Below are 11,031 nucleotides of genomic sequence, written 5' to 3'. Positions count from 1 at the left end.
TACCTGACTGACGTGCTGGAGAAACTCGCCCAGGGCTGGCCACAGCGTCGGCTCGAGGAACTGCTGCCGCCCATGTGGAAGGCGTCGCGCGAAGCCGCCGCGCAGGCTCCCTCTGCCTCGCCCGCGACGACCTGAGCGCCGCTCCTCCCGGTCGAATCAGGCGGCGCGCCCCCTACCACATCTCCGTCTCCACGCTGCACCGCTCCGCCGAGCGGATACGGTGTAGGTCGATGGTATTGCCGCTCTTGCGCGGAGTGAGCCTTGTGGCTCTCCTGCAGTTTGGGTGAATCCTGGGCGAATACGGATGACCCCACGAGCGAGACTCGCCTGCCTGCTACCGCTGACCCACACGAAGGACGGGAGAGCCAACCGGGCAGATCTACCTTGGGGGATACCCTCCTCCGATACACTCTCTGCCTGTGAGGCTGTGTCCACTGCAAGACAATCGATCCATGTATAAAGTGACCTGCTCGGGATGGTTTTCTATCCTCTATCAATCTTGTTCGAGGCCCAAAAGCGTAGCTCAAACGCTCCGAGGAAGAAACGTCGCACGGAAGGCTCACCTCCGCTAGTTTCATGGAGCGATAAAGATTTGCAGTGGCAGAGCGTATCTACACACAGGAGGGATTGTGCTCAAATTAAAAATCGAACAATTGAATGTTTTCCATAAAACAGCAGTTGAGCAATTTGAAGCTCGGATGCTGCTGCACGTTCGACAATATTTTCCAAAAAAGGTCAACGAACTTGGAGAAGACACTGTGCGCAAATGGATCCGGCATGGCATCCAACGAGCGAGACTGCACGGAGTGCAGTCTGCGCAAGGCGTATGTAAATATATTAACCTAATGTTTTTCATAGGAATAGATTTTGATACAAATCTTCAGTATTCGCGGTGTGGAGAAGTCTTGAGAGACAAGCGTTCTGGCGAGACCCGCAAACTGGAGAGGCTGTATAAGCTTGTTCTTGACCTTCATCCAGAACAGTAAGACTGGGTTAACGCCGCAAGAGCCTTAGAGACCCCCAACGAAACGGCCTCGGCCCCTGCTGAGCCCGCCTGAAATCCGGACGATGTGCCAGTTTTGTTAGACTCTCTGCAAGAAAAGGCCAAGAGGAGACGTAATCTCTAGGAGGCAAATATGTCGTCTAACAATGCGTTTTCGAACTCATGGAAGGGGGCTGAAAAATTCGGGACAACCACGGTGGACGCGATTGCCGTGCCATGCACCCAGAAGAAATACTTCATTGCAATTGCAGATCGAGCTATTCGAGGCCTTAGTTGGGCACGCATCTATCATTACTCACTGGAGTACTGGGTCTCAGATTCAAGTGTGCCGCTCTACGAAGAGTTTGAGACGGACGAATTTCGCGAGCAGTATCCGGAAAGCTCAAGATTAAAAGGCGTTGAGCTGCTCAGCAAGAATGGCTGGAGTGCCTATGTTTATAGATTCATACCGAAAGTAGGATATCAATGGAATATCGAGAAGGTCAATGTATCTACAATTATCTATGGCTCAGATGGCAACAGCATCATGCCGATATATCAAGGAGACCAACAGCAGGTTGAAAAAAAATGGCAGTCTGCAATGAATTTTGCCAGAGGATACAAATACGCGGAGCAAAATGGCTTTAACGGAAATTTCAAAAACTGGCCGAATTCAGTGTATATAATTGGAGATGACACCAATAATAGCAATACGTTTGTTAGGTTGCTCGTGGCTTCACTGGGACTGCCAATGAAGGAGATGAATGGTTTCCATCCTGGGCGTGTTGCCCTAGAGCCGATCAGGGAGAGGTATTCAGCCCCCTGGAGGACCGGCACGAAGCCGCCTTCGCGCCCAGGTCTGCCGAAGTGATATTCCATAAGATGAGAAGGAAAGAAAATGCAATCATCGGACTTGATTGGGGAGTGGGAAGGGGATGTTATTGATACAGAATTGGGGCCTTCTGTAGCACGGTTGTTTTTTTATAAAAACCACAGGCTGCGAGTTGAGTTCGATTTTATTGAGGACAATGCTGGCTCCATGGTCAATGAGGGGCTGTATGAGGTACGAGAAGGATTCCTTGTTTCAAATGTACTGGGTGATGGAAATCCGTTGAAGGTATGGCTTGAGCATGGGCAGTTGATGCTCCATCATAATATCGATCCTCCATTGCGATTCCGTCGGAAATCGCTGTAGCCTGCGATAGAGATAAGTGCTGGTGTTGGCCAAAATGGATCTTCTGTAGCACCCGTGGGTTTCCCTCAAAAGATAGTGGTCTGCGGCGAGAGACGAGCTGGGCGGGAGCGAAGCTGGGCGGCGCGATTGGAGCGGGCATCGGCGCATGGTTCGGCGGGGCGGGGGCGGTACCGGGTGCGGCCATCGGGGCCATCATCGGCGGGGTGGGCGGTGCCATCGGCGTGGGCTTGCTGGGGCGCAAGGGGGGTGAAGCGCTCGCGGACAAGCTCTTCCCGCCCCAGCAGACGGACATCGAGGGCGCGTTCCGATGAGCGGCGGCTGGTTGTGGTGGGAGCGGGGGCGGCTTCGGCTGTCCTCGGAGGGACGGGGCCACGCCGTACCGGACCTCGAGGTCTCCGCCGGGCAGCTCGCGGACATCGGCTTCGGGGTGGACCGTTACTGGGAGCTGGCCGTGCCGGGGCCCACGGGCCCGCGCTTCTGGTGGTCGCGAGACGGTGCCGCGTGGCGAGAGCTTCCGGTGCCCCCGCGAGGGTTTTCATCCGAGGCGGCGTATGGGCTGGTGCCCCGCCTGGGAGGGCTCTTCATCGTCGAGCCGGGCTGGCTCCAGGTGAAGCGGGTGGATGAGGACTGGGCCACCCTGCCCCTCCCCGATGGGGCCATCTGGGCGGGCCTCGGAGCGGATGGTGCCTCGTGGGCGGTGGGCAGTCGCCCGGCGGAGCGGGTGCGGAACGAGCCACGCGAGGCCACGGCGTGGCGCCAGGAGCGTGGCGCCGGAAATTGGAGGGAGGTGGAGCTCCGGGCCTCGTGGTGGGACGCCTATCGGGCCATCCAGGGAGGAGGCTTCGAGCAACTCCGCGCCGTGGACGCAACGGAGCCTCCGGTGGTGTTCGGCTCGGAGTGTGCGTGGTTCCTGGAGGATCCCTCATGGTTCTTGTTCGTCGCGCGCGAGGATGGGCGCTGGGCGATCCAACGGCTACCGGCTCGAACGCTGGCGCACCTGGAGCGCACGCCGGAGGGGCAGCCGCTGGCGCTCACGACGGACGGGGAGATCTGGGACTGGGACGGCCGGAAGTGGATCGCCCGCGGCGCCGCGAGCGCTCTCGAGATGGCACTGAGCGCGTGGGGAGCCACCGGCCGCCGGAGCATCTTCTCCGTGGTGGATGGAGCGCGCGTCTACGGGCTCGTCGTCCTGTTCGCCAGCGATGGCTCCCGGCGCGAGAGGGCCGTGGAAAGCGAGGACGGCGGACGGACCTGGCACGAGCGCACGTGGGGGGAGGACCCGGAGCGCCGGGTCCTCGCGGCCTGGCGCTGTCTTGGTAGCTAAGTAGGTGACTAGAAGTTCCTTTACACAAGGGCCCACCCCTCCGGTGGAGTTCGGGCGGGGCGGGTGCCCCTGCCGGGCTCGGTCTTCAGAAACTTGTCCAACTGTTGGACAAGTTCGTGCAGCGCGCGGCCGGGAGGCCGGCCTGGCGTGGCTTCGCACGCAGTGCGGAGAGCACACGATTGTGTCGGGAACTTCTGGCCACCTACTTAGGCGCCTCCACCTGGCCGCCGGGCGAGGAGTCGAGGGCCGCGAAGCGCCGGCCGTGCGGCCTCAGCTGTGCACTGGTGAACCGGCTGCTCCATCCCGCGAGCACTGGGGCCGGCCCGGTGCGCGGACACATTCCAGAGACGTGGTCTGTCGCGGGGGGAAACCATGTCTCGGCGAAACAAGGGTGGATGGCGCGGAAGGTGGCTCGCATTGCTGCTCGGGGCAGTCGGCTGTGGCGGACCGTGGGTGGAGGAAACACCGCCGCAAGCACAGCCGGAGCAGGCAACCGAGGTCCTGGCGCAACACGAGGCACCCGATTCCGATTGCACCCCACGTCCCGAGCCAGCCTTCCAGGTGAAGCAGAGCCCCGACGTGAATCCCTTCACCTTCTTCCCGTCCCCCGTGCTGACTCCGCTAAAAGGACGGGTGTACTTCTTCGCTCCCTACCCCGAGGAAGGCCCGTCCGCGCTCTGGCGCGCTGACGCCAGCGGCGAGGGCGCCCGTCCCTTTCGCGAGAACGTCGACGGGCCGCTCCTGAAGGCGGGAGACTTGCTGTACTTCGTCCAGAACGGAAGCCTCTGGGCGAGCGACGGCACCGAGCGCGGCACCCGGCGGATCAAGGAGCTCGGAGACATCAGGCTCAGCTCCGACTTCGCGGACGTCCGGGGCCGGCTCTTCTTCCCGGTCGCACGCGATACGGATACGGATGATACCTCCCTCGAGCTCTGGGTGAGCGATGGCTCGCCGGGAGGAACCCGGCTGATCGCCTCGTTCCCCTCCGAGCCCTACGTGCTGACCCAGCTGATCGAATTCCGCGGGAGGCTCTTCTTCCTCGCGGCGGACGCGGCCCACGGCCTGGAGTTGTGGACGAGCGATGGCACGACGAAAGGCACCCGGCTCTTCAAGGACATCGCGCCAGGTCCCGCCAACTCGTATCCCTTCCAGCTCACCGTCGTGGACAACTCGCTCTACTTCGTCGCGGATGACCAGGTCCACGGCGAGGAACCCTGGACGACCCGGAGCATGGACCCCGCCCGGACGTTCCTGGTGAAGGACTTCGTGCCGGGCCCGGGCTCGTCGCACTCGCGCCTGCTCGCGGGGCTGCACGGGGACCTCTACCTGACCCTCCATCCAGCGGACGAGTTCAACGACCTGGAGCTCTGGCGGACGGATGGCTGGCCCCACGCGACGGTCCGCGTGAAGCGCTTCTCCAGCCCCGACCCGCTCTTCGCGGAGCTCTGGTCGCCGGAGGCAGCGATCACCGCGGGCAACCGGCTGTACTTCCTCGTCCAGCCCCTGAGCACCACCGGTCCGGGCGCGGGGCTCGCCCAGCTCTGGCGCACCAACGGCACCTCGCAAGGCACGCGCTTCCTGACTGAGCGGCTCACCTTCGGTGACGAGGGGCCCATCCCGGAGCTGTTCGCGGTGGATGACACGGTCTTGTTCCCATCCTGGGACAACCTGGAGCTCGACGATCCACGGCAGCACGGCCAGGAGTTGTGGAGGACCGAGGGCAGCGTGTCGAGTACGCGCCTGCTGCAGGATCTCCGTCCCGGGCCAGAGTCGAGCTACCCGTCCGAGTTCGTCCGCGCGGGCCGCTACGTCTACTTCATCACCCAGGATGTATTCCGCACCTACCGGTTGTGGGCCCTCCCGGTGGAGTCGGTGCGGTGCTCCGGCTCGCGCTGACCTCGTGGGCATGCGTTCGGTGATGGCCAGCGGCCGCATGCCCCCTCCCCCTCTCCATCGAACAACCCACCGCCCGCCTCCGGATGCACGCGCGGGCCGGTGGGCGCCGCTCTGTTGCGCGGGGTAGCGGCGCGCCGCAACGTGAGTGGAGGGATTGGAGGATGGGGGTGACTCCTCCCAACCAGCCGCTCCCGACGTCCAATGAAAGACATCCGTGGGAGCCCGCGGGGAGCCTCCTCCTGGGAGCCGAGCCGTAGCCACTCCCCAACAGCCGATTGTGGCTGTCTCTCGTGTGACGAAGCTTGATCTCAGCTCTCACGAGGAAGGACAGGCCATGTTCGAGATGCTGGATGTCTTGCTCGGCGTCACCTTCATCTTCCTGCTACTCAGCCTCATCTGCTCGGCCGCGACGGAAGCCATCGAGATCATCATCAAGAAGCGCGCGAAGGCGCTCCAGGAGACCATCGTGGGCCTGCTCGGAGACCAGGGCGCCAAGAACCTCTACTCGCACGCGCTCATCCAGTCGCTCCAAAAGGAAGGGGGACGGCCGCCTTCCTACATCCCCACGCACATCTTCGTGATCGCCCTGCTGGAGGGGGTGCTGCACCGGGGAGCCCGGGGCACGTTGGAGGAGCTCGAGCGGACGATCGCCGCGCTGCCTCCACCCGCCGCGCGCCTCAAGCAGTCCCTCCAGGCACTGCTCGCCGCCGCGGATGGAAATCTCGCCAGGTTCCAGGCGGGCATCGAAGACTGGTTCAACGCCTCCATGGACCGGCTCTCCGGTTGGTACAAGCGCCGGACCCAGGTCATCATCTTCTGTCTCGGTCTGGTGTTCGCCGCCGCGTTCAACATCGACACCATCCAGGTCGTCAACCAGCTCTCGCGGGACGATGCCCTGCGCGCCGCCCTGGTGTCCGCCGCCGAGAACGCGCAGCGGACCGGGGTGCCGCCGGGCTCGGACGCGGGGTCGGCCGAGGAGCGGTTCCAGACGCAGATGACGGTGCTCGGCAATCTCGGACTGCCGCTGGGCTGGAGCCCCAAGCCGGACCCTTCCAATCAGGGCGCTTCCAATCAGGGCGCTTCCCCGCCGAAGAAGGCCATGCTCGCGGACATCCGCCAGCCGCCGGAGACCTTCATGGGGTGGGTGCTGAAGGTGCTCGGGCTGCTGCTGACGGGGCTCGCGGTCTCGCTGGGCGCGCCCTTCTGGTTCGACATCCTCAACAAGATCGTCGTGGTCCGCTCGACGGTGAGCCCTGGCGAGAAGGCCCGCAAGGAGCGCCCGAGGCGTGAGGTGCCAGCCTGAGCTCACTGGACAGCAGCGGAGCAGTACACACCAGGCTCCATCCACGGGCCAGTGGTTGGCGCAGGGCCGGAGACCCACCCTAGGCGCCCCTTCGTCCCGAGGTGACGCTGATGCGACGTGTCCTGTTCCTCGCCCTTGGCATGGGCGGACTGCTGGCCTGCGGCTCCCCACCCGCCCCGGACGAGTCCCCACCGGCGGAGTCCGTGGACGCGCGGACGGAAGCCGCGCCAGCCCACACGGAGGCCGACGAGGCCCAGGCCATCTTCGAGGCCACGCTGTTGCCCGAGGACTCGCTGGACGCCGAGGCCCCACCGGCCGCGGGAGACTCCGAGGAGCGGGTGCGGCTGACGCCCGTGGAGCGGCTCGGCAAGCTGCTCTTCTTCGACCGCGGGCTCTCCGAGCCCTCCGGCCAGGCCTGCGCCGTCTGTCACGGGCCCTCCGTGGGCTGGACGGGGCCGGAGCTGCTCATCAACGCCACCGGCTCGGTCTACGAGGGCGCCGTGAAGGGGCGCTTCGGCAACCGCAAGCCGCCCTCCTCCGCCTACGCCACCCCGGCCCCCATCCTCCACCTGAAGGACGCCAGGAAGGCCCTCTTCGTGGGCGGCAACTTCTGGGATGGGCGCGCCACCGGGGAGGAGCTGGGCAACCCCGCCGCGGACCAGGCCCAGGGCCCCTTCCTCAACCCGGTGGAGCAGAACAACCCGAGCGAGGCCGTGGTGGTGGCCAAGGTGTGCCGGGGCCCCTACGCGAGCCTCTTCCGCTCCGTCTACGGCTCGAGCATCTGCCAGAACGTGGCGCGCGCCTATGACGCCATCGCCCTGGCCATCGCGGCCTACGAGGACTCGCCGGAGGTCAACGCCTTCACTTCCAAGTACGACGCGTGGCTGGCCGGGAGGGCCGAGCTCTCGTCCCAGGAGCGCTGGGGGCTGAGGCTCTTCGAGGGCAAGGCCCTGTGCGCCAACTGCCACCCGAGCCAGCCGGGCCCCCGGGGCAAGCCTCCCCTCTTCACCGACTTCACCTACGACAACCTGGGCGTGCCGCGGAACCTGCTCAACCCCTGGTACTGGCAGCGCGAGTTCAACCCGCTCGGGCCCTTCTGGGTGGACTACGGCCTGGGCGCCTTCCTGCAGACGCGCGAGGAGTGGCGGCCCTTCGCACGAGGGAACCTGGGCAAGGTGAAGGTCCCCACCCTGCGCAACGTGGACAAGCGGCCCTACCCCGGGTTCATCAAGGCCTACGGCCACAACGGCTACTTCAAGAGCCTGGAGTCCATCGTCCACTTCTACAACACGCGCGACGTGCTGCCGGTGTGCCTGCCCGAGTTCCCCGGCACACCCGGCGAGGACTGCTGGCCTCCACCCGAGGTGGGGCTCAACCTCAACACCGATGAGCTGGGGAACCTGGGCCTCACGCCCCAGGAGGAAGCCGCCATCGTCGCCTTCTTGAGGACCCTCTCGGACGGCTACTTCCAGCGGCACTGAGCGGGACACCGGCCGCTCTCGCGCTCAACAGATGCGCGGGAGCTGCTCTCCGGAGAGCAGATCCAACAGCCGCTGTCCCCCGAGCCGCGTCCTCAGGGAGACCATCCCCCGGGGGCCTTCGGTGACGCGGCCGATGCGCGCGGCCACGGCCCCGAGGGGATGACGGCACAGCACCTCCCGGGCCCGCTCCGCCTGGGGCTCCGGGACGAAGACCACCATGCGGCCCTCGCACGCCACGTAGAGCGGATCCAACCCCAGCAGCTCACAGGCCCCCGCCACGGACTCGTCCACTGGCACGGCGGGCTCGTCCACCTCGAGGCCCACCCCGGCATCGAGCGCGATCTCGTTGAGCGCGGTGGCCAGCCCGCCGCGCGTGGTATCGCGCAGGCAGTGCACCTCCACGCCCGCCTCGAGGAGCGCCGCCACCAGCGGGGCCAGCGAGGCGCAATCGCTCGCCACGGGCGTCTCGAACGCGAGCCCCTCGCGCACCGAGAGCACCGCGATGCCGTGCCGCCCCACGTCTCCCGAGACGAGCACCGCGTCTCCAGGCCTCACGCGCCGGGGGTGGACGGACACGCCCTCGGAGACACGGCCCACGCCCGAGGTGTTGATGAAGAGCCCGTCCGCCTTGCCCCTGTCCACCACCTTGGTGTCACCCGTGACGATCTCCACGCCACACTCCCGCGCGGCCTCGCGCATGGAGGCCACCACCCGGCGCAGCTCGTCCAGCGAGAGCCCCTCCTCGAGGATGAAGCCCGCGCTCAGGTACAGGGGCTTCGCGCCCGTCATGGCCAGGTCGTTCACCGTGCCGTAGACCGCGAGCTTCCCGATGTCCCCGCCCGGGAAGAAGCGGGGCGTCACCACATAGGAGTCCGTGGTGAAGGCCAGCCGTTCCGCTCCGAGTGGCACCACCGCGCCGTCATGGCGCTCGGCGAGGGCGGGAGAGCGGAAGGCCTCCAGGAAGAGGTCCTCCAGCAGTTGGCGCATGAGGCGCCCTCCCCCACCGTGAGCGAGCTGCACGGTGGTGTGGCGCTGGAGCGGCACGGGACAGCTCAGGGCGAGGTCGTCGGACATGGCACCTGGAACCTCCGGTAGCGGTAGTAGGCGGCGCACGCGCCCTCGGAAGACACCATCGTCGCGCCGAGGGGCGTGTCGGGGGTGCAGCGGGTGCCGAACGCGGGGCACTCGGGTGGCTTGAGCTGACCCTGGAGCACGAGGCCGCTCCGGCACGCGGCATCCTCGCGTCCTCCCACGGAGACCACATCGAACTTGCGCTCGGCGTCCCAGTCCGCGAAGGCGGCACGGAGCCCCAGGCCACTGGCCGGGATGGGACCGATGCCGCGCCACGTCCTCGGCACCACCTCGAACACCTCGCGCAGCATGGCCCGGGCGCTCTCGTTGCCGGCCGGGCGGACGGCGCGGGCGTACTGGTTCTCCACCTCGGCCCGCCCGGACTCGAGCTGCGCCACGCACATGTGGATGCCCTGCAGCAGGTCCAACGGCTCGAAGCCCGTGGCGACGATGGGCACGCGGTACGCGTGGGCCAGGGGCTCGTAGGCCTCCATGCCCATGATGGTGCACACGTGGCCCGCGGCCAGGAAGGCATCCACCCGCCGGTGGGGGGCCGCGAGGATGGCTTCCATCGCCGGGGGGACCAGGACATGGGCCACCAGCAGGGAGAAGTTGCGCAGCCCGCGCCGCCTCGCCTCGTGGGCGGCCATGGCGCAGGCGGGCGCGGTGGTCTCGAAGCCCACGGCGAAGAAGACGACCTCGCGCTCCGGCAGCCGCTCGGCCAGGGCCAGCGCGTCCATGGGCGAGTAGACGATGCGCACGTCCCCACCCGCCGCCTTCACCGAGAGCAGGTCCCTCCCCGAGCCGGGCACCCGGAGCATGTCGCCGAAGGAGCAGAAGACCACGCCGGGGCGCGAGGCGATGGCCAGGGCCTTGTCCAGCAGCTCCACCGGCGTGACACACACCGGGCAGCCGGGGCCGTGCAGGAGCGTGAGCGCCGGTGGCAGGAGCTGGTCGATGCCGAAGCGGACGATGGCATGCGTCTGCCCACCACACACCTCCATGAGCGTCCAGGGCCGCGTCACCAGGGAGTGGAGGGCCCGCGCATACCGCCGGGCCTCGTCCGCGCCGCGATACTCGTCCACGTACCTCATCGCGGCTCCTCCTCCTCGCGCACCTCGTTCGTCTCGCCGAGCTCCTCCAGGTAGGCGAAGACGCGCCGCGCGCCCTCGGGGTCCACGCGGCTGATGGCGAAGCCGGCGTGCACCACGACGAAGTCACCCGGAGCGGCCTCGGGGACATAGGCCAGACACACTTCCTTGATGACCTTGCCGAAGGCCACCCGGCCCATGCGCAGCGGGCCATCCACCGTGGAGAGCACCTCACCGGGAATGCCGAGACACATGCGCTCATCCTGTACCAACGTCCCCGGAGTCCACCCGCCCCGGGGACGGCCCTCCGTCATGGGACGGACAATGCCAGGGAGAGCGGGGGCGGGCCGGATGACTCCCCAGGTCATTCCGGGCCGCACGTCCTTCTGACTTGCCAGGTCACCCCCCTTGCCGGGAGGATGGCCCCCATGCAATCCGAGCGGACCCGCACCCTGCGTCCCGAGTCCTTGCCAGCCAGCACCGAGGTGGGCCACTGGCGCGTGGTGGAGCGGCTGGGCGTGGGAGGCTACGGCGCCGCCTACCGGGTGGAGGACATCCATCACCCCGGCGTCATGCTGGCCCTCAAGCTGGCGCTGCGCCCCGGAGACGCCCGCGCCGGCCGGGAGGTGGTGTTGTTGATGGACAAGGCCGTGCACCCCAACGTGGTGCGCATCCACGGCCATGGGCG

At 66.2% G+C, this 11,031-nt stretch carries 10 protein-coding genes and 1 pseudogene; 8 read left to right on the top strand and 3 right to left on the bottom strand.

What is annotated here, in order from left to right; translation table 11 throughout:
• The first annotated feature begins 3 nt into the window (after positions 1–3).
• The 7 genes from Q664_RS63025 to Q664_RS33955 all read left to right on the top strand — a co-directional run bounded on the left by Q664_RS63025 (position 4) and on the right by Q664_RS33955 (position 8,181).
• The gene (locus Q664_RS63025; RefSeq protein WP_369406344.1) at positions 4–135 is read left to right on the top strand and encodes a hypothetical protein; all 132 of its coding nucleotides are present in this window, start codon (positions 4–6) and stop codon (positions 133–135) included.
• 1,001 nt (positions 136–1,136) lie between these two features.
• Positions 1,137–1,853, top strand: a complete 717-nt coding sequence (locus Q664_RS58240) for a hypothetical protein (RefSeq protein ID WP_152622493.1) — start codon at positions 1,137–1,139, stop codon at positions 1,851–1,853.
• A gap of 27 nt (positions 1,854–1,880) precedes the next feature.
• Positions 1,881–2,177 (top strand): hypothetical protein, encoded by a 297-nt coding sequence (locus Q664_RS58235; protein ID WP_152622492.1) that lies wholly within the window; start codon positions 1,881–1,883, stop codon positions 2,175–2,177.
• A gap of 307 nt (positions 2,178–2,484) precedes the next feature.
• Entirely contained in the window at positions 2,485–3,501 is a 1,017-nt protein-coding gene (locus tag Q664_RS33970; RefSeq protein ID WP_043405230.1) for a hypothetical protein, read from the top strand.
• A 372-nt stretch (positions 3,502–3,873) separates the two neighbouring features.
• Complete coding sequence (locus Q664_RS33965; protein ID WP_084610539.1) at positions 3,874–5,397, top strand: ELWxxDGT repeat protein; 1,524 nt, start codon at positions 3,874–3,876, stop codon at positions 5,395–5,397.
• 334 nt (positions 5,398–5,731) lie between these two features.
• Positions 5,732–6,700 (top strand): hypothetical protein, encoded by a 969-nt coding sequence (locus tag Q664_RS33960; protein WP_043405225.1) that lies wholly within the window; start codon positions 5,732–5,734, stop codon positions 6,698–6,700.
• A gap of 110 nt (positions 6,701–6,810) precedes the next feature.
• Positions 6,811–8,181: a cytochrome-c peroxidase gene (locus Q664_RS33955; protein ID WP_235216983.1), complete on the top strand. Its 1,371-nt coding sequence runs from the start codon at positions 6,811–6,813 to the stop codon at positions 8,179–8,181.
• Positions 8,182–8,205: 24 nt separating this feature from the next.
• Here the strand turns inward: Q664_RS33955 and hypE are convergent, their stop codons facing one another.
• The 3 genes from hypE to Q664_RS33940 are packed head-to-tail and all read right to left on the bottom strand — an operon-like array spanning position 8,206 to position 10,597.
• Positions 8,206–9,255, bottom strand: a complete 1,050-nt coding sequence (hypE, locus tag Q664_RS33950; protein WP_043405223.1) for a hydrogenase expression/formation protein HypE — start codon at positions 9,253–9,255, stop codon at positions 8,206–8,208.
• Complete coding sequence (gene hypD, locus Q664_RS33945; protein WP_043405220.1) at positions 9,234–10,346, bottom strand: hydrogenase formation protein HypD; 1,113 nt, start codon at positions 10,344–10,346, stop codon at positions 9,234–9,236. The genes hypE and hypD overlap by 22 nt, the downstream gene beginning before the upstream one ends.
• Positions 10,343–10,597 (bottom strand): HypC/HybG/HupF family hydrogenase formation chaperone, encoded by a 255-nt coding sequence (locus Q664_RS33940; protein WP_043405218.1) that lies wholly within the window; start codon positions 10,595–10,597, stop codon positions 10,343–10,345. The genes hypD and Q664_RS33940 overlap by 4 nt, the downstream gene beginning before the upstream one ends.
• Before the next feature lie 174 nt (positions 10,598–10,771).
• Here Q664_RS33940 and Q664_RS33935 point away from each other — a divergent pair.
• Positions 10,772–11,031 (top strand): annotated as a pseudogene (locus Q664_RS33935) (serine/threonine protein kinase); the annotation flags it as partial.

The organism is Archangium violaceum Cb vi76 (assembly GCF_000733295.1).
Classification (GTDB): Bacteria; Myxococcota; Myxococcia; order Myxococcales; family Myxococcaceae; genus Archangium; species Archangium violaceum.
This window is presented reverse-complemented; position numbering and strand designations above follow the sequence as displayed.

What these genes read in the sequence shown, in the direction of transcription:
- Q664_RS33970 (WP_043405230.1), top strand. Translation starts at nt 2,485, where the DNA reads ATGAGCGGCGGCTGGTTGTGGTGGGAGCGGGGGCGGCTTCGGCTGTCC.
- Q664_RS33940 (WP_043405218.1), bottom strand. Translation starts at nt 10,597, where the DNA reads ATGTGTCTCGGCATTCCCGGTGAGGTGCTCTCCACGGTGGATGGCCCG.
- Q664_RS33955 (WP_235216983.1), top strand. Translation starts at nt 6,811, where the DNA reads ATGCGACGTGTCCTGTTCCTCGCCCTTGGCATGGGCGGACTGCTGGCC.
- Q664_RS33965 (WP_084610539.1), top strand. Translation starts at nt 3,874, where the DNA reads ATGTCTCGGCGAAACAAGGGTGGATGGCGCGGAAGGTGGCTCGCATTG.
- Q664_RS58240 (WP_152622493.1), top strand. Translation starts at nt 1,137, where the DNA reads ATGTCGTCTAACAATGCGTTTTCGAACTCATGGAAGGGGGCTGAAAAA.
- hypD (WP_043405220.1), bottom strand. Translation starts at nt 10,346, where the DNA reads ATGAGGTACGTGGACGAGTATCGCGGCGCGGACGAGGCCCGGCGGTAT.
- Q664_RS58235 (WP_152622492.1), top strand. Translation starts at nt 1,881, where the DNA reads ATGCAATCATCGGACTTGATTGGGGAGTGGGAAGGGGATGTTATTGAT.
- Q664_RS33960 (WP_043405225.1), top strand. Translation starts at nt 5,732, where the DNA reads ATGTTCGAGATGCTGGATGTCTTGCTCGGCGTCACCTTCATCTTCCTG.
- hypE (WP_043405223.1), bottom strand. Translation starts at nt 9,255, where the DNA reads ATGTCCGACGACCTCGCCCTGAGCTGTCCCGTGCCGCTCCAGCGCCAC.